At 39.8% G+C, this 19,847-nt stretch carries 14 protein-coding genes; 4 read left to right on the forward strand and 10 right to left on the reverse strand.

The window, feature by feature from the left end:
- The first annotated feature begins 86 nt into the window (after positions 1-86).
- Together MS6x_RS12330 and MS6x_RS12335 are read left to right on the forward strand one after the other, a co-directional pair.
- On the forward strand, positions 87-1,070 hold the full coding sequence (locus tag MS6x_RS12330; RefSeq protein WP_482602464.1) for a TPM domain-containing protein: 984 nt from the start codon (positions 87-89) through the stop codon (positions 1,068-1,070).
- 50 nt (positions 1,071-1,120) lie between these two features.
- Positions 1,121-3,322 (forward strand): acylase, encoded by a 2,202-nt coding sequence (locus tag MS6x_RS12335; RefSeq protein WP_482602466.1) that lies wholly within the window; start codon positions 1,121-1,123, stop codon positions 3,320-3,322.
- 226 nt (positions 3,323-3,548) lie between these two features.
- On the opposite strand, the gene MS6x_RS12340 is transcribed toward MS6x_RS12335, so the two are convergent.
- The 7 genes from MS6x_RS12340 to MS6x_RS12370 form a co-directional block, all read right to left on the reverse strand.
- Positions 3,549-4,193 (reverse strand): hypothetical protein, encoded by a 645-nt coding sequence (locus MS6x_RS12340; protein WP_482602468.1) that lies wholly within the window; start codon positions 4,191-4,193, stop codon positions 3,549-3,551.
- 60 nt (positions 4,194-4,253) lie between these two features.
- Positions 4,254-5,006: an SGNH/GDSL hydrolase family protein gene (locus tag MS6x_RS12345; RefSeq protein WP_482602470.1), complete on the reverse strand. Its 753-nt coding sequence runs from the start codon at positions 5,004-5,006 to the stop codon at positions 4,254-4,256.
- Entirely contained in the window at positions 4,997-6,061 is a 1,065-nt protein-coding gene (locus MS6x_RS12350; RefSeq protein WP_482602472.1) for a dipeptidase, read from the reverse strand. The genes MS6x_RS12345 and MS6x_RS12350 overlap by 10 nt, the downstream gene beginning before the upstream one ends.
- 2 nt (positions 6,062-6,063) lie before the next feature.
- Positions 6,064-7,176, reverse strand: coding sequence for a D-TA family PLP-dependent enzyme (locus MS6x_RS12355; protein WP_482602474.1), 1,113 nt, complete (start codon positions 7,174-7,176; stop codon positions 6,064-6,066).
- Between the two features lie 5 nt (positions 7,177-7,181).
- Positions 7,182-7,643 carry a RidA family protein gene (locus MS6x_RS12360; protein ID WP_482602476.1) on the reverse strand — a complete coding sequence of 154 codons (462 nt, stop codon included), beginning with the start codon at positions 7,641-7,643 and terminating at the stop codon, positions 7,182-7,184.
- Between the two features lie 87 nt (positions 7,644-7,730).
- Entirely contained in the window at positions 7,731-9,047 is a 1,317-nt protein-coding gene (locus MS6x_RS12365; RefSeq protein WP_482602478.1) for a gluconate:H+ symporter, read from the reverse strand.
- A gap of 96 nt (positions 9,048-9,143) precedes the next feature.
- Positions 9,144-10,046, reverse strand: coding sequence for a metallophosphoesterase (locus MS6x_RS12370; protein WP_482602480.1), 903 nt, complete (start codon positions 10,044-10,046; stop codon positions 9,144-9,146).
- 113 nt (positions 10,047-10,159) lie between these two features.
- On the opposite strand from MS6x_RS12370, the gene MS6x_RS12375 reads away from it, so the two are divergent.
- Entirely contained in the window at positions 10,160-12,532 is a 2,373-nt protein-coding gene (locus MS6x_RS12375; protein WP_482602482.1) for a GAF domain-containing protein, read from the forward strand.
- On the opposite strand, the gene MS6x_RS12380 is transcribed toward MS6x_RS12375, so the two are convergent.
- Positions 12,529-13,731, reverse strand: coding sequence for a Pycsar system effector family protein (locus MS6x_RS12380; protein ID WP_482602484.1), 1,203 nt, complete (start codon positions 13,729-13,731; stop codon positions 12,529-12,531). The genes MS6x_RS12375 and MS6x_RS12380 overlap by 4 nt on opposite strands.
- Positions 13,732-13,782: 51 nt before the next feature.
- Here MS6x_RS12380 and MS6x_RS12385 point away from each other — a divergent pair, with 51 nt between their 5' ends.
- Positions 13,783-17,490 (forward strand): metallophosphoesterase, encoded by a 3,708-nt coding sequence (locus tag MS6x_RS12385; RefSeq protein ID WP_482602486.1) that lies wholly within the window; start codon positions 13,783-13,785, stop codon positions 17,488-17,490.
- Positions 17,491-17,501: 11 nt separating this feature from the next.
- On the opposite strand, the gene MS6x_RS12390 is transcribed toward MS6x_RS12385, so the two are convergent.
- Entirely contained in the window at positions 17,502-18,356 is an 855-nt protein-coding gene (locus tag MS6x_RS12390) for a hypothetical protein (RefSeq protein ID WP_482602488.1), read from the reverse strand.
- 134 nt (positions 18,357-18,490) lie between these two features.
- A complete protein-coding gene (locus MS6x_RS12395; protein ID WP_482602490.1) occupies positions 18,491-19,834 on the reverse strand; it encodes a vanadium-dependent haloperoxidase in 1,344 nt (447 codons plus the stop codon).
- Positions 19,835-19,847 lie beyond the last annotated feature (13 nt).

Here is a 19,847-nt window from a genome sequence, read left to right on the forward strand (position 1 = left end):
TCCAGTTTTTGAATAGCATCTTTAAAAATTTCCTTATTGTTCTTATGTTAGTGTTCCATGGGTTTGTTCATGCTCAGAACCAGTACATGGAACTTAAGGCAATTGTAACGGATAGCGCAGGTATTTTCACACAGGCTGAAATTACCAAACTCCAACAAAAACTCACCACATTTGAAACGGAGACTACCAATCAATTGGTCGTGGTTACCATCGATCAACTGGGTTTTGAAACTATAGAAAGCTATGCGAACGGACTATTTAATCAAAATATGTTGGGTCAGAAAGGAAAGGATAATGGGCTATTGATTCTTTTTGCAAAGCAGGACAGAGAGGTGCGTATAGAGGTCGGGTATGGTTTGGAACCTTACATTACAGATGCTGTGGCTTCGAGAATCATAAGAAATACCATGATTCCCAGTTTTAAGGAAGGGCGATACTATGAAGGTGTTTCTACCGCCATGGATGAATTGATTCTGTTTTTGAACAATCCTGAGGCTCTTGCCGAGTTTAAGGAGGAAATACAAAGCAGTGAAAATAGCAATCAATGGATCGGTTACGGGTTTTTATTTTTATTTCTTTCCGTTTTTATAGGCTTTGGAGGTTTTCAGTTTTATAGATCCTATAAAGCTTTAATAGAAGTTTTTAGAGGAATCCTCATAGGGAAATTAGGTGTGCTGCCAGGAATGTTTATGATTGTTGGAGGTGCACTGAGTGCCATTTTTGGATTAGTCTTTATGTTTGTTCCAGTTGTGGTAGTTACCTTAGCGATATTTGAGGACCACCATAAACTATTTGATGTGGTTTGGAATAGTCCAAAAATGGGTTTATGGTTATTCCTTCCGTTTTTTGGCATAGCCATAGGTATAGCCATTGTGAAAATTAAATTTTTCAGTTCTGGGAAGGAAAAATTCAATCTTTCATTGTTAAAAAACGATAACACGTACTACAGAAAAACGTTTTCGTCCTCTGGATCTCATTCGTTCGGATCTAGTTCTTCTAGCGGTAGCTCCAGTAGTTTTTCTGGTGGTGGTGGCAGTTCTGGCGGAGGTGGTTCCAGTGGTAGTTGGTAACTTTTTGCACTCCGTAAATTAATGTATCTTCATGGGGTAAAAACAGACCTATGAATAGAGTTGCTTACCTATTGATTACAATCTTTTTAATTTCTTGTAAAACCGAACCTCAAACTGCGGAGCATGTCGATTACGATTCCATGTCTCTTGCCGAAAAGGCAGAACGAGTCACCATCATCAGAGATGATTTTGGCGTACCCCATATTTATGGAAAAACGGACGCCGATGCTGTTTTTGGTTTACTGTACGCACAATGTGAGGACGATTTTAACCGGGTGGAACAAAACTATATCTGGGCCACCGGTCGTTTGGCGGAAGTGGAGGGCGAGGAAGCATTGTATAGTGATCTTAGGGCAAAACTCTTTATGACCGAAGAACAAGCGAAGGCCAATTACGAAAAGAGTCCGGCTTGGCTCAAGCAATTGTGCGATGCCTTTGCAGATGGCGTCAATTATTACCTGGAAACACATCCAGAAGTTACCCCTAAATTATTGACCCATTTTGAGCCTTGGATGCCAATGTATTTTAGCGAGGGCAGTATAGGTGGCGACATAGAACGTATTAGAACAAGTAAGATAAAAGCTTTTTATGAAGGGAATATGGAAGTTCCTGAATCGGAACTAATTGCCATTCAAAAAGAAGCAGAAATGATAGAGCCGCAAGGTTCCAATGGTATTGCAATTTCTGGCGATTTAACGCAATCCGGTAATGCGATGTTATTGATCAATCCGCATACGTCTTTCTACTTTCGAGGCGAAGTTCATGTAGTTTCGGAAGAAGGATTGAATGCCTATGGAGCGGTGACATGGGGGCAATTTTTCGTATACCAAGGTTTTAACGAGAAAACCGGATGGATGCATACATCTACCTATACTGATGTTATGGATGAATTCAAAGAGAATATTACCAGATTGGATGGTAACATACTATATCAATACGGAGAAGAACTGCGACCTGTGGAAGTCTCAGAAATCAGCTTGAAATATAAGAGCGATGAAAGGATGAAGGAAAAAACCTTCCCAGCTTATCGCACCCATCACGGTCCCATTACCCATATGGAGGACGGAAAGTGGACGGCTTCTGCCATGATGTGGGAACCGGTAAAGGCCTTGGAACAATCCTTTGTAAGAACCAAGAAAGAAGGCTATAAAGGATTTCGGGAGATGATGGATATTCGAACCAATTCCAGCAATAATACGGTCTACGCAGATGCGGAAGGAAATATTGCGTATTTCCACGGGAATTTTGTACCAAAGCGAGATGTTAGTTTTGACTATTCTAAACCTGTGGATGGCTGGAACCCGAAGACCGATTGGCAAGGCTTGCATACAGTGGACGAAAATATCTTAGTACTCAACCCAGAAAACGGATGGATTCAAAATTGCAATTCTACACCGTATACATCTGCTTTGGAATTTAGTCCAAAGAAAGATGATTATCCTTATTATATGTCCAGAGATCAGGAGAATTTTAGGGGTCTTCATGCAATCTCACTTTTAAAGGATGTAAAGGATATCACTTTGGACGGTTTGATTGATTTGGCACACGATCCTTATTTGCCTGCATTTGAAGCTTTGATTCCTGGTTTGATAAAAGCGAATAACGAATTTGATGATAAAAACCCCAAATTTTGGGAGCCTATGGAGGTTTTGGAAGAGTGGGATTTTAAAACATCAAAAGAGTCCGTAGCCATGACCTTGGCTCATTTTTATGGAATGCGGTATTATCAAAAAGGGAAATACCCCGATGGACTTAATGCCATGGAACGTATGCAATATTGGGGGAGTGCTGCAGCTCCAAACGGGGAAAAAAGACGCATTTTTGAGGAGGTCCTAGATCAGCTTACTGCTGATTTTGGCACATGGAAAATACCATGGGGAGAAGTGAACAGGTACCAGCGTTTGAATGGGGATGTACTTCAACAATTTGATGATAGCAAACCAAGTGTTCCTGTTGGTTTTGCATCCGGTACTTGGGGGGCACTTGCCGCATATGGTGCACGGTACACGGCCGAAAGTGCCAAGAAAATATACGGTACAAGGGGGAACAGTTTTGTTGCTGCGGTGGAGTTTGGTGATAAAGTAAAAGCGAAAACCATCTTGGCTGGTGGTCAAAGCGGAAATCCAAGTTCACCACATTTTGATGACCAGACCCAAAAATATCTTGATGTGGACTGGAAGGATGCTGCCTTTTATAAGGAAGATGTGCTCAAAAGAGCTCAAGAAACGTATGCGCCAGGAAAGCGAAAGTAAGAATAGTGGATGTGGTCATACTTTTTTGAAGATATTGCACTGTTGTTTTATTACATTTTTTACTTTTATAACTTATAGATAAGTATCGGGAGCATAAGTGTCTTAGTGGAAAATAATCTTGTTGTTAAAATATAGATATAGCTAGTGTTTAGGTAATGCTACCAGCGGTTTTACAATATAAATTTAATGAAGCGTTGCGCTAAATAAGAAAACAAAATTTAGAAAACTACTCCTTGGTTACGATTAACGAAGCTTTTGACCCGGAAGACAACAACCATTTATTGGAATACAGTAGGTTTCCTTTTTCATCATAAACATCTACTTGTGCAGTATTTGGTGCAGAAGAGCCATGATTAAGTGCTTCGAATTCAATTTTGTTGAAACCGGATTGCAAATCAACATTTATTCCCTTAAATCCTGCGGTTAATAACAGGTTATGCTCCACAACCACCTCATTTACCCAAATTTTAACCCGATCACCATCTACGTATTCATGATCTCGGCAAACAATTCCAATAAATTTACCTTCACTTTTTATATCCCCTAAATACTGATCCGGAAAATACTGTCCTGATCCTCCCAAACGCTCTCCAGGACCAATTCTAGGGTCTATTTTGAGTCCGGCACCTGCTTGTACAAGCTCTTCGTCCGGCAACATTTTAACCGGATTCGGTTTTTTTAGATCCAAGGATATGGGTTCCTTTATTAAAGAAGGCATGTTAAGTAAGGGGCTTTTTTTAGTTGGCCCTACAGGGTCTTCTTTTTTTACGACACCTATCTTCAACGGCTTTTGTGTAGGTAGGTCGGTCTGTGATACAGCACCTATACTGCATAACAGGCAACATAATAATAAAGAAGTGTATTTGTTCATTGTACCCTGAAAATTCAAATAAAGATAGCAAATACCCTGCCACAGGGACTTAAGGGCTTGTTAAATTGTTAAATTTTCTATGATTGTATTTGTAATGAGTTGATGACCGTTTTTGTTTGGGTGAATGGGATCATCGGAGTAGCATTTGTTTTTATAACGTAATAACGGACTTTGGAGATCAATTTTTCCCAATATGGTGTCGTGGCTACTGTTGAGTACAATCTCACGAAACCTTTGTACAACCTCTTCTTGGTATTTTGGATATGGATTTTGATAGCCATAGTTGTTTTGTTCCGAAGTCAGGGTTTCGGTATCGTTTAATACTTCTAAAACCAAAGGTGTTGGAGTTAGTAATACGGTTTTCAGTCCTTTTTGTTTTATTTTTTCAAAAAAGGAATATAAGCCAATGGTGTAACTGTCGAACAGTGCTTGCGAAGGTTTACCATAGATACCGCAGTTGATTCCGTAGCAGAAAAATATGATATCTACGGGCTTGATTAAGAGTAAACTATCCAAACGGTCAAAAAGGTACGGCCTTGGGCCTGGATGCTTCTTTTCTGTGAGTCCCGTAATCGTCTCACTGCTTTTACCCCAATTCAAAAATGTGAGCTCTAGGCCGGGATGGTTTGTATCTACATAATCCTGTAGCATTTGTACGTAACCATCTTTTGTAGCTGTAATACTATCTCCTAAACAAGCAATAGTTTGCCCTTTTTTTAAGAGAATCCTATCGGTATTGTTACAGTTCCAAAGTAACGCGCCCAAAGCGGCCATGGAGGAATTCTGTATAAAGGTTCTTCTGCTTATGCCCATGTATCGGTTAAAAATCCTATAAAATTCCTATGCATTATGTTTTCAACATCTTCCGTAGTATACCCTCTATCTGCAAGCATTTGCGGTATTTTTTGTAAATCGGCTATCGTATCTATATCGGAAGGGCCTTGTTCATTTCCGAAACCTCCATCCAGATCGCTACCTATGCCCACGTGCAATGAATTTCCTGCTAATTGACAAATATGATCTATATTTTGGACCGCATGTGCCAAAGTAACATTTGTATTGGTTGGATCGGAAACGCCCCGTTCCCAGTTTGGAACCAGCATGGTTGCATCGAATACCGTTCCTATGACTGCTTTTCTGCGGATTAGCTCTACTAATTGTTCGTCTGTAAACTGACGGTTGTGGTCTACGAAAGTTCGACAATTATTGTGACTTGCCCAAACGGGTCCGTTGTATACCTTCATGGTCTCCCAGAAACTTTGGTCGCATAGATGTGTGGCATCCAAAATGAGGTTTAGCCTTTCAATTTCTTTGAGCAGTTCTTTGCCTTTTGCTCCTATACCACCTACGGAATTTGTTCCATAAGCATAGGTCCCTGGGCCGTAATGTGCAGGCCCTATTGCACGTAATCCTTGCTCATAGGATTTTTCTAGATAGTCCAGGTTAACAATCGAATCGGCACCTTCCAAACTTAAAATATAGCCTATAGGCGTGTTTTCGCTATCATTTTTCCAATTGTTGAGCTGTTTTTCAAGTTCTAGGGTATTGGTAATCTGTATGAGCTGTTGCTCCGCTTCCATTGCCCTGTACCAAGCCAATTGTCCTTGGGTCTGTGCCCATGCTTGGTGCGGGGAATTCCAACCCGGTAGTGGATTGTTGGTATGCACGTACCTAGCTATTTGTGTGGCCACGCACAGCCCTATATTTCCTTTCCGCATCGCATTAAAAGAAACGGTATTGTTCCCTCGGTCCGGCTTGTCTACCATTCCTTGTTCGCTTTTTCGTATCGCTTCTATAGACCATCTAAGGTCTCGATTCCATTCCATGGCGTTCATGGATAGGTCTAAGTGTGCATCAAAAATAAACATACTTAAATAGTGAGTTTTTGGTTACGGGCAACGACTTTCCATTCTTTGGTAACGATTCCGTTTTCTACCACGAGCATACTGTCATATTTTGCTACAGTAGGGCAAATGTGCATTGGTATTGCGTAATGTTCATCTCCAACATCAAGAATTTTAAGATCGTCATATTCCACAACTAAGTGTTCTTCTGATTGCTTTATTTGCTTCCCGTGTTCCAAGGTTAGAAACATAACTCTAGGAAAATTCATTTCTGGAGCAATGGATTTATGGCCCAGATCAAAGCATAAAATCCCTGTTTTTGGCTTGCTAATAATGCGTGTGAACAGGACTGCTGCTGGAAGAAAATCCATCTCAGGAAAAAGTCCACCATAACCTGCATCCCAAAGTAAGGTGGTGCCAGGACTGGCAATTACATTGTCCCGTTTGCAATGAAACGGAAAGGTAGGGGAACCTCCGGCGACAAGAATGGGTTTTGGAAGTCCGGCCCGTACAATGTTTTTTCTAAGTTCCAGTACAGTTTCGAAGGCAGCATCACAGTCTGACTTTCTTATTTCTACGTTAGGATTTCTCAAATGGCCATCGTACGTATGTAGGCCCTTACTTTCTAAGTGCGAATGTTTTGAAATAGAATTATATAGGTCTAATGCTTCTTTGCCCGGTGCAATTCCGGTGCGGTGCATCCCTACATTTAAATCTATATATAAGGGTAGGCTTATTTTATGTTTTTCTGCAAGTATTCCCAATTCATTCGCAGTGGCTAAATTGTCTACCAGGGTAGCGAATGTTATACTAGGGTACGTTTTTATCAATTTAATTAAGCGCTCTTTGTTTGCACCAACAGGTTGCATCGCCAAAAGGATATCGGGAGCACCACAATCTGCTAAAAGTTCTGCTTCGGCTATTGTAGCGCATTTGAACTTGGTAATTCCTTTTTGCAGTTGCATACCAATAATTTCTGCATTCTTGTGTGTTTTGATATGAGGTCTTAGGTTATCAGGGCCACCGGCCATGTGCAACATGGTATCTATATTGTGTTGTATACGTTTTGGATACACCAATAATGAGGGAGAGATTAGGGTGTCTGTGTTTTTTACTTTATACCAAGGGTTTTTTTTCATTTCTGCTATTTATGTAGTTCGAACATTGCCTCTATTTCTACTGCAATACCACCGGGTAGCATCATACCCACCGCACTGCGCACCCCAACACCGTTTTCGGCGCCAAATACATCTGCCATAAGTTCACTATATCCATTAATAACGAGAGGATGGTCGCCAAAATCGGGGGTACAATTGACCATACCCAAAGTTTTTACAAGACGCTTGATACGATCTATGTCACCAAAGTGTGTGGTGATAGTTGCAAGCATTGTTAATGCGGTTTGGCGAGCAGCGGCTTTTCCTTCTTCGAGTGTTAAATTATCACCCACACGACCAACAATCAAGGTTCCGTTGGTACGCATACAACCCTGCCCGGAGACATATAGAAAATTATCTACAACCAATACAGGCTTGTACAGTCCGGCCGGTGGGGGTGCAGGAGGAAGGATAAGTCCAAGTTCTTTTAATCTTTTTGATGGTTTCATGTACTACTATTTTAGGTTCAAGATTTAAAATTAAACAAATCGATACAAAAAGGTCATTACCTTTGAGCATTGTCAAAGAGGTAGTTTTCAAATAAACATATTCAACACCAACACACCTAACAATCCCATAACCCCAACGGTAGTTTCCATCACCGTCCACGTTTTCAGGGTATCCTTTACGGACAGGTTGAAATACTCTTTGAAAAGCCAAAAACCGCTGTCATTCACATGAGAGAGCATTAGACTACCTGACCCAATAGCCAGCACCATCAGTTCAGGGCTAACATTCGCCCCGCTTGCCAAAGGAAGTACAATTCCCGCAGCGGTAAGTCCCGCTACGGTAGCAGAACCAACACAGACCCGTATTATGGTAGCAATTAACCATGCCAGTATTAAAGGGGAGATGGCCGAGCCTTTTAGCATTTCACCAATGTATTCGCTAACACCGCTATCTATCAAAACCTGTTTTAATGCACCCGCGCCGGCAATAATGAGCAATACCATGGTAATTCCCGTTATGGCGTTCCCAACAGAATCCATAACGGCTGTCATTTTTTTCCCCCTTGCTAATCCTAAAGTATAGATTGCTACCAATACGGAAATCAACATCGCTATGACCGGATTCCCAATAAATAATAGGATGTTAAGTATAGCCGACCCTTCTGAGAGCAATAAGCTTGCTATGGCCGCAAGACCAATTAAAATAACCGGCAACAGTGCGGTAAAAATACTGATACCCGTACCAGGCATTTCTTCCTCCTTTAAGATAGTAGGGTTAATAAATTCTTTTAGAGGGGTGGCCTTAATATTTTTCATAGTCCTAGAAAGTAACGGTCCGCCTACGATAATGGCCGGAATAGCGACCAATATTCCATAAAATAGCGTTTTACCAATATCCGCCTGGAATATTTCTGCGATTGCAGTGGGTGCCGGATGAGGTGGTAGATAGCCATGGGTAACGGATAGAGAGGCCAACATGGGCAACCCTACGTATAGCAAGGGGAGCCCAGTGGCAGCAGCAATCGTAAATACCAGTGGAATTAAAATAACGAACCCAACGGAATAGAACATGGGTATTCCAACAATAAAACCAGTAAGTACTACCGCCCATTGTATGTTCTTTTTTCCGAATTTAGCTACTAGTTTTGTAGTAATTCTTTGGGCCGCACCACTATCTGCTACCAACTTGCCCAACATAGCACCTAGACCAAGAATAATAACCAAGAAACCCAATATATTCCCTATTCCTTTTTGAATAGAATCTACCACAGCAACAGGTTCCATACCCTCTGCAATGCCTACAAATAACGAAACGATAATGAAGGTTATAAATGGATTTAGCTTAAATCGGGCTATGAGTATAAATAACAGCAGTATTCCAGAAATAACGATAAGCAATGGCATAAAAGTAGTGGTTGATTATTTAGTCTTCTAAGATACCACAAAAAAATATGCATCTTAAAGGCAATGTTGTTACTATTTTGCTCGTAGATTCTGGTTTCACCTTCTTTTTTCAATATAATCTGACAACCGTTGCGGCCCTTCAAGTAGGACCCGTACTACTTTAAGCGTGCCATCCTCATCGGTTTCTATTTGCCACTTAATCAAGGAAATTTTACCATTTTCAATTTCTATACCGGTAATACTTCTTGGGTGTACACAACTTCCATCATTGAAAAATGGAATATCACCGGGCTCTGGAAAACGTGGTCTGTGGGTATGGCCCACAATGGTAACGAGAAAGTTGTTCACTACAATCCATTTTTTTATACGTCGTTCTAGTTTTATGAGTTCGGTATAGTTTTTTGCCGGGCTTGTAGGATCGGCAATTCCCCAGACCTGTAGGGGTTTCCAAAGCACCCGCACCAGAAAACGTCCCCAACGCCAAAAGGTATAGTTCCACCAATCAGCTTGATGTCCGTGGGCCAAAAATATTTCTTGTCCGGTTAGATTGTGTTCCAACACAATGGCCTCGTTATACGTTATGTCTTCAAACAATTCTTTATCCGTATTGTCTATGGGTTCAAAATAGCTAGAGAGGTGTTTGTCTACATAGTCCTTGTCCTTGTAAACCATGTCATGGTTGCCCCATATCATGTGTAGCCGTTTCTCTAAATGAAATTTTCGAAGCAGTTTAAAAACATTTTTATGCGCTTCAAAAATAGATTCAAAATTTAGGTTTTCCCACAGTTCGTCCCCGTCGCCCAATTCACAATAATCGAACCCTTCTTTGAGGTAATGGCTAAGCGCATGAAAATAGATGTTTCTGTTGTTTGCGAATTCATCCGCAAAACTATTGTCACCTCTATGACAATCGCTAAACAGGATAAATTTAGAGTTGTCATCAAAAGGGATGCGTTTTGCATTTGTATAGGCTCTGGAAAGTCGTTGGGCAGATGACATTATTGAAATTTCTATAAATATCCGAAAAAGTGAGTAATGCAGGCTGTAAACTTTTAACAAATAACTACGGTAACTTTTGTAATTTTATAGGCATTTAGAAGACTAAAAAAGGTATGAAGCAAGTTAAGGATAAAATAATGCCGTTAAAACCGCTTGTCAGTTTTGATAAACTTTTAACGCGTTATGATGATTTACTAGATAGCAAGGATGAAATCTTGGCTAAGCATGCCAGTGAAGTTCTAGCGGCACAGGCTCCTTATCCGGAATTGCGAGAAGGCTTTGACGACCTCTCTATTTTAGAAACCCATAAGGATGTCATCCGGCTTATTCTTCAAGATGTGTTTTCGCTTTTATTGAGCGACAATGAAATTAAGGCGGCCTCTCTACCTTATTTTGATGTCTTTTTTAATCCTTCCAATAGATTTCAAAAAATACTTAACGAGGCCGGCCCAGATTTTCGCCCGAGCATACGTAACCAAGAAATTGGTCTTGATTATATTGTTGGATGTATCGTTATATTAAATTTTCATTATGGCTTTCATTTAGATTTCAGGAGGCCTTTTTTCTATGACATTCCCGATGCGGAGGGGGTTATGCGGCACTATAGGATTTTGTACAATGCCGATTTTTTAGATTTGATACCTACGGATAAAGCTAAGGATCTATCACAAGAAGATGTGGATGAACTATTGGCGAGTCCGAATGACGAAAAGCTATGGATGGAAAAAATACCTCCTGAGAGTTTTATATCCAAAGGGTTTGTAATAAGCAATATGTTCGACGTTACTGCGGAGCATGCCATCTCGGAGATGAAATCGAAATTGATAGCCAATGATCAAAAAGGAAGTGAAAATTTTGTGGCCGATCTGCAGGAAACCTTTAGCTCGTTCTTTAAATTACCGGATATTAAAGTAGGCTTTGTAACCTATAACGCGAAAGACACACGTTTTGAACCTGTTTACGGAAAAGGTATTACCAGTTACATTCTTAATGGTAAAAACCATAAAATCTGTGATGAGGCGCTTTGTCAACAGTCTTTTAGCAGTTTAATTCGCCAAAACACTTATTTTTCAATAGCGGATATTACGAAACTAAAAGGCGAAATGTACAATTTGGACCCTTACAACAGTTTAAGGGAACAAGGTTTAAAGAGTGCTATTTTAGCACCCATTGCTTTTAATGGAGAATTATTAGGGGTTTTAGAAATAGTTTCAGCTACCAAGAATGTTCTAAATGCGGTAAATGCCAAGAAGTTGGATGATGTTATGCCTTACATTGTTTCTGCTGTAGTGCGATCTAAAATTGAGGAGGAAAATTTAATAGACGCCGTTATACAAAATGAGTGTACGTCGGTACATTCCTCTGTGTATTGGAAATTTAAAGAAGAGGCAAAGCAATTTATCAAGGATGAAATAGAGGGAAGGCAACCTACCTTTAAGGAAATTGTATTCAAGGACGTGCATCCCTTGTACGGGCAAATAGATATTAAGGATTCTTCAAAGGCTCGAAACAAAGCCATTCAAAGGGATTTGATGATTCAGCTTTCCCAGATATATGATGTTTTGAATCTAATTTATAAAAAAAATAAGCTTCCCATTTATGAGGAACTGATGTTCCGCGTAACAAATCATCTGGAAAGTATAAAGGAAATGCTTTATACCAATAGCGAGCAATCTATTTTTGAGTTTGTAAAGGAAGAAATAGCTCCTGTGTTTTCCCATTTAAAGAAATCAGACCCTGAAATCAACAAACATATTCTTTCTTATGAGTCCAGTATAGACATGGGTACAGGTTCTTACTACGATCATAGAAAAAATTATGATGAAAGTGTGATGCGTATCAACGAGAAGTTAGCCGCCCTTTTAGATAAAAAACAGGAAGAAGCGCAGTTGATGTTCCCACATTATTTTGAACGCTACAAAACCGATGGTGTCGAACACAACATGTACATCGGTAATGCCATATCCGGAAAAAAAGATTTTAATCCGCTCTATTTAAATAATCTTCGATTATGGCAATTACAGGTGATGTGTGATATGGAAAATGAGCACTACACCTTAAAGCCAGAATTATCCGTCCCCTTAGATACGGCTTCCCTCATATTAGTCCATAATACTTCCTTGTCTATACGTTTTCGGATGGATGAAAAACAATTTGATGTAGATGGAACCTATAATGCGCGGTACGAGGTGGTTAAAAAAAGAATAGATAAATCTTTTATAAAAGGAACTGGGGAGCGGCTAACCCAGGCCGGGAAGATGACAATAGTCTATTCACAAAAAAAGGACGAATTGGAGTATTTACGCTATATAAAATTTCTAAGATCAAAAGGCTATTTTACAGATGCTGTAGAAATTGTAGAACTGGAAGGCTTACAAGGTGTATCCGGTCTTAAAGCGATACGAGCAGAGATTTTATACAAAACCGATAAAACTACAGAAAAGACGTATACGTACGAGGATTTAATGAATACCTTAAAAGACTAGCGTAATACACTCAAGGCCCTTTCCGGTCCAAAAAACTTAAGGGATATGCCAAAAGCTATGACCGAAACTACCATCCCGATCATAAAAATAGTGTATGTCCACCGTAGCAATTTATACTTTCTATCAAGAACAAGCCCAAGAAAGTAAAGATCCTTTGTTAGGGAAGAATAGATATAATCTTTGTCTTTGATAAGCTCGTTTATGGCCCATTCGTAATCTGGCAACTTCATTTTATGGAAGTTACCAAAGAATAAAAGGTTTACCTTTTTCTTGGATACATCTTCTTTTGTGAAAGAACCACTGGTGACATTAGGTCTTGTAGCTAGAACGGCAAGTACCATTGATATGATGCTGAACACTATAAATATAAATGTTGGATATATAAGGTAGTCGTTAGAGGGATTGTCCAGCTTGGGGATAAGGTTGGATATGGCCAAGGAAATAATTATAGCGTTTACCGATAGTAAAATATTAGCCTTGGTATCGGCAATATCACTCAGGGTAATATGATTTTTAATGGTAACTCGGAATAGTGTTTGTACACTGCGATCCGGGCTTTCGCTTTTGTACTTGGCTTTTAACGCTTCTTTTTTTGCAATATCTTTTTCTGATTTTTTTTCTTTAATCAGACGTCTAAGGTTTTTGTCTTTTCCCGGTTGCCAATTCTCTTTGGCATAAGAGGTATAAAAGCGATGTTCCGTGCGAAACATTTTAATATTTTCTTCTAACCATTCTTTGTGCGTGTAAGATGCAATACCTAGTAGACGAAGCTCTTCTCGTAATAATTCACAAGTTTCCAGATAGCTTTTTTGTGCAAAGTGAGATGAATCTGCATCGCGTAGTATCTCTTCCAGAAAAGTAGTAGGCTCCTCATATCTTGCAGTGGCCATAATGCAGGCCGACACCTTTGATATCATTTTAGGGTCATATCCTTGTTTAGCTAAGAAGGTTTCCGCAATATTCTTACTTCTGGTCTCATGGTCTTCGCTGCCTTTGGTATAACCTGTATCGTGAAGCCATGCTGCGAGTTCTAGGGCTTCTTTTTCGTCATCGGGTAGCAACGCTGTGTTCAATAATTCTTTAGTACTTTTAACCACCCGTTGCGTATGCCGCAAATTGTGGTATAAATAGTCTTGACTTAAGTCTTTGGACAATAATTCTACCACAAATTTTTTAGTTTTCTCTAAGATATCCGACATACTATAAAATATGATTCTAAATTACAAAAATTAAAACGTAGGAACATCGACATGAAAAAAAAGTATAGCGTTTTGGCACTTTTATTAATTTTAACTGGCTGCGCAACTTACACAACTAAATATAAAAACATACAACATTCAAAAGATGTTACAGAAGATAAAGAGGTATCGCACACCTTTTATCTTATTGGCGATGCGGGATTGTCCCCTATTGGAGGTATGAATCCAGCGTTAAAAATTTTTAAAGAACGGCTGGACACGGCTGATGAGAATAGTACGGCTATTTTCTTGGGAGACAATATATATCCGGCAGGATTGCCAGACCAAAAAGATTCGACCATAGCATATCTAACGGCTAAAAGTCATTTGGATGCTCAGCTAAAAACATTAGTTAACTTTAAAGGGAAACCACTTTTTATTCCAGGTAATCACGATTGGTACAACGAAGGTTTAATAGGCTTGGAAAGACAAGAAGAATATGTTCAGGAAACGCTATCCAACAAAGATGCTTTTTTACCCCGGAACGGCTGTCCTTTAGAGGTAGTGAATGTGAACGAGCAGCTTGCTATAATCGTCATAGATACGGAGTGGTATCTTACCAATTGGGATAAGCATCCCAAAATGAACGATAAGTGCGATATTAAAAGTAGAGAGAAATTCTTAATAGAGCTAGAAGATGCTATCAAGGACAATATGCAAAAAACCACCGTAATTGCACTACATCATCCTATGACCAGTTATGGTCCACATGGCGGTCAGTTTTCTTTGAAACAACAACTGTATCCTTCTGCCTTGCCATTTCCAGTACCAATTTTAGGTACTTTTGTAAACGTTTTACGAAGAACTTCGGGCGCATCTATTGCAGATTTACAGAACAAGAGGTATATGCAACTTTCCAAGCGCATTACCACTTTAGCACAATATTCGGAAAATGTAATTTTTGTTTCCGGTCACGAACATACTTTACAGTACATTGTAGAGAACAGCACGCCACAGATTGTTAGTGGGTCAGGGGCAAAAAAGGGGGTGACGCGATTGCTGAACGGAAGCGAATTTTCTACAGGTAAGAGGGGATATGCAACATTGGAAGTTTATACCGATGGCTCTTCCCGGGTACGTTACTTTGGATTAGGAGAAGACGATAAAGAAACGTTTCTTTTTACCACCGAAGTACTTCCTGCTGATGATGCTAGTATTAGTACGCAGTATGATGAGAACTTTCCAAAGAAAGTGGCGGCCAGTGTCTATGCAGAAGAAGAAGTAGAGAAAACAGGTTTCTTTAAATGGGTGTGGGGAGAACGCTACAGAGACTACTACGCTACTAAGGTACTTGCGCCAACAGTTCGTTTGGACACCCTATACGGTGGTTTGGTACCAGTAAAAAAGGGTGGCGGGCATCAATCCAAATCCCTCCGGCTACGTGATAAAGGCGGTAAGGAGTATGTAATGCGGGCCCTAAGAAAAAGCGCGGAACTGTATCTACAATCCATGGCATTTAAAGATCAATATATGCTAGAAGATTTAAAGGAAACCTTTACCCAAGATATCATGGAGGACTTTTATACCGGAGCACATCCATATGCGCCATTTACTATTGGTAAATTATCAGATGCCGTGGGAATTTTACATACCAATCCGGTACTCTTCTACGTTCCCAAACAAAAAACCTTGGGGCGGTATAATGATGTTTTCGGTGACGAACTTTACATGATAGAAGAGCATACAGGTGATGGCCATGGAGATTTGGCCAGCTTCGGTTTTTCAAATGAACTAAAAAGTACGGACGCCATGCTGGAGGACCTTAGGGATGATGAAAAGTATACCCTGGATACCGGAGCCTATATAAGGGCACGACTTTTTGATATGGTTATCGGTGATTGGGACCGGCACGTGGACCAATGGCGATGGGCAGAGTTTAAGGAAGGAAAAAAAGTAGTATACAGACCTATCCCACGGGATAGAGATCAGGTTTTTTCAGAAATGGGAGATGGGGCATTAATGAATTTAGCTACGAGGACCATTCCCGGTTTAAAGCTTATGGAGGGCTTTAATGATGAAATTAGGAGCGTAAAAGGTTTTAATTCCTCTCCTAAAACTTATCCGCTAGACCTTGCCTTATTGACGGAGACTACAAAGGAGGACTGGCAACGAGAAGCCTTATTTTTGCAGGATAATTTGAATGCCACTGCAATTGACGACGCTTTTATGGCTTTTCCTGTAGAAGTCCGGGACCAAACCCTTTTAAAAATTAAAAACACCTTGCTTTCGCGTTTAGAAGGTATTAGGATTACGGCTGATGTCTATTATGATATTTTGAACAAATACGCGGTAGTGACCGGCACGGATAAGGATGATTGGTTTGAAATACAAAGATTGGACAACCGAAGAACGCAAGTCACAGTTTTTAGGAATATAGGGGATAAGAAGAAAAAGAAATTTTTCGACAAGGTATTCAGTACTTCCGAAACTAAAGAAATCTGGGTCTACGGTTTGGATGACGATGATATTTTTGAAGTAACGAATCCTAAAGGATTTGGTGGTATAAAAGTGCGGCTTATAGGAGGGCAGAACAATGATGTATACACGATTTCCAATGGAAAGAAAGTAGCAATCTACGACTATAAAAGTAAGCGAAATACCTACAACAGTACAAATGGTGCAAAGGTAAAGCGAACAGACGATTATAATGTAAATACCTATCGGCCATTGAATATTCGTAGCAGTACCAATCAACTGATTCCTGCCATTGGTTTTAATCCGGATGATGGTATTAGGATAGGGTTTTCGAATACCTATACCTTTAATGGATTTAGGCAAAATCCATTTACGCAGCAACACAAATTAGCTACCTCGTTTTATTTTGCCACAAGTGGTTTTGATTTAGCGTATACGGGAGAATTTGCTGAGATTTTCGACAATTGGAATTTAGAATTAAAAGCAGGCTTTACTAGTCCAAATTTTGCCATTAACTTCTTTGGTCTAGGAAACGATACAGAAAACTTTGATGATGATTTGGGTCTTGATTTTAATAGGGTCCGTTTCCAAACTATGGAGTTTGCACCTTCTTTAGTGTGGCGGAGTAAACTGGGAGCAAAATTTCGTGCCGGGATATCCTATGAATCCATTGAGGTGGAAGAAACTACCGATCGTTTCGTAAATACATTTTACCAGCAGAACGGAGCGGAAACCCAAAACGATTTTGTGGGTGTTCATGGGGAATACTCCTTTGAAAATAGCGATAATGCCGCATTCCCAACTATGGGTATGGCCACTCATATTGCTGTGGGGTATAAGAACAACCTAAGTTTAGACGCCAGTTTTGGGTATGTAGTGCCTAGTTTGTCCTTCAATTACAAATTAGTGCCCAATGGGCGTTTGGTTTTGGCCACAAAGTGGAAGGGAAATTTTAATATTGGAAATGGCTATGAATTTTATCAAGGCGCAAGTATAGGCGGAAACGATGGTCTAAGGGGTTTTAGAAATCAGCGGTTTAATGGGAAAACGGCGTACTATCAAAATACGGATATTCGTTTTAGTCTGCGTCAAATGCGAACTAGGATAGTACCTGCTTCTTTAGGTGTTTTTGCAGGATATGATTACGGTAGGGTTTGGCTTGCTAACGATGATTCCAAAAGATGGCATACGTCTTATGGAGGTGGATTTTTTCTAAATGCATCTGACCTAGTTTCCGTTAATCTAGCTCTTTTTAATAGTGATGAAGGACCTCGATTTACGTTTGGGGTAGGCTTTGCCTTTTAATGTTTTTTTGGTTAATCGGTTAATCGATAACTATAAAGATTACCACCGCTACCATGAGAAATCTCATCTGCTAACAGCAAATTAACATTATCCAAAAAGCAAATTGATTCTAATTGGGTTCTTGTACCAAGGTCAATCGTCTCTATATTTCCTTTGGAAAAATCATCGAGGTAAAAGTCGGTAATAATAAATAGTTTTCCGTGGCTCAGCGCAGCAATTTTTTTGCCATTAGGGGAAATAGCTATACCGGTCACCTGACAGGTGTCCCAATCTGTGCATAGTTTTATGGTGCCTACAGACCTAGCAGCATAGTTACCCTTGGTATCGGGTACGGTGTATATAGTTGCATTTCCATCAAACGGGTCGGCTCTATTTCTTGTTATTAAATAAAGTTTCTTGTTAAAATGAAATAACGCTTCTACATCATAATTTCTTTTTTCTTTTTTTGGTGGAAATTTCTCTTGCTCCGGATAGTAGAATTCAATTTTTTCAGCATCTATTTTATCCCCTTTTTCTTTTTCTGGATCAGGAAGTTTATAAATGACCAAATCTTTTCTGTCGTTGTCGTTGTTTCCCGTATCGGCGATATAGATATTGCCTTCTATGTCTTTGGTAAAATCTTCCCAATCCTCGTTTTTTGCATTTTTAACTTTAAAGGATTTACGAATGTTCCCTTTAAAATCTACTTTATAAATTTTATCTTTATTACCACTGTCTTCCAGTGCCCATATAGTGCTATCGCTAACATATAAAATACCAGAAACCTCATCCAGATTGTCAGGTAAATCTGCAACAAACTTTAGTTGTCCAAAATTGGAACATGATAGTATTACAAATGCTGAAAACGCAAAAATAGTTTTGCTCATAAACATAGTTATAATCTGTGCTTTCAATAAGAAAGATGTTACCGGTTAATAGGTATTAGCAGCAAGAATTAGTCCACAAACGCATGAGATTTTTGAATGCTTTAGCGTTCGCAAAAAACCAACAGTTAAAGGTTTTAGTCGCTGACCCGCATTCTTACCTTTGCCAGGATAAAATTGCCAACATTTCTACCTTGATTTACACCTACCTCTACGGCAGCTCTGTAATGAATGCCACCGTACATTCTGCTTATGGCTGCTTCGTCTGCCGCCGTATTAAAAGAGGTAAAGCTCCTTATCGGCAGACCATACGGAACTTCCGTGTCATCATCAAAAGCAAAATTGTCACCAAAAATATCGGTAAGGACAATACCCGCCGCACCTGATACCACGCTATGTCCACTGGTATACTCCGGGAAGGGAGGTGTTTGAAGAATTGGCACCCAGCTATCATCAATGTGTTGATTTATCAGGGTCTCCGGTCTTATAAGATTGCTGCGGTATTTTTCGTCCCAACAGCTGATAAATGCATCGGCAATCGCCAAGGAGGTTTTGGTATATGCAAATACGGTATCATCAAAATTGCTGTTTGTCTTTCTACTGGCAATTTTGGTGATTCCTATCCAATGCGCTCCTGGGGTAATTTTCTTAGTAGCGAACATTAAGTGACCTCTAGAGACGGATACATAAGGGTTACAATCCCAAAATTGTGCTATTTGTACTTCTTCGGAATCATCTCCGTTGGCCGTAATTTTATTGCTTATATCATACACCTCCAACAATTCCTTATAGAAATCAGAATCCTTTTCCATTGAAAATGGTGGCGGTGGTACGGGTTTAAATTGAGCTGCAGAATCGAGATAAAACGGACGAATTTTGTTCCAATGAGGCTCAATACCATCCATATATGCCGGAGGGGTGGGCTGCCAACGCGAAGTGTTTTCTGTGTCTACGGTAAATTTTGGCATGGTCCGGGTCTGATTGTAATTGTCCCTCTCCATCCATTCTTTGATATGCGCTGCCACTTTTAGGCCATAGGTCTTGGAGGCTTCAAATTGTTTTGCGTTCGTGTCTTTCCATTTATTGAAAAGGCTATCTTCCAAGACCTCAAATTTATCTTTGGAAAAAATTAGCTGCTTACTTAAGGTCATGTGGGCGATAAGTGCAGATAAATTAGCGTTAATATCGGATACGGTATCCATTACTGGAATGGGATTTAACCCATTCAATTGCTTCGCAAGGGAGCTGTATTTGGAATTGTTTTGAGATACGATTTCGTACGCCGCAACATTGGGATAAGCAAATATTCTGCTGGCCACAGGAGGTGAGAAAATATCATGAATCATAATCTGGGTTACCTTGTCAACAACAGCATGAAGATTTTCTGGGCTTATAATAATATCTTGGTTGGTAGACGCTCCTGAGTTTTTACAGGATGTTATTCCAATAACAGTCAGAAGAACGATAAATATTCTTTTCATTAGGTTACAAATT

The organism is Maribacter sp. MS6 (assembly GCF_056839185.1).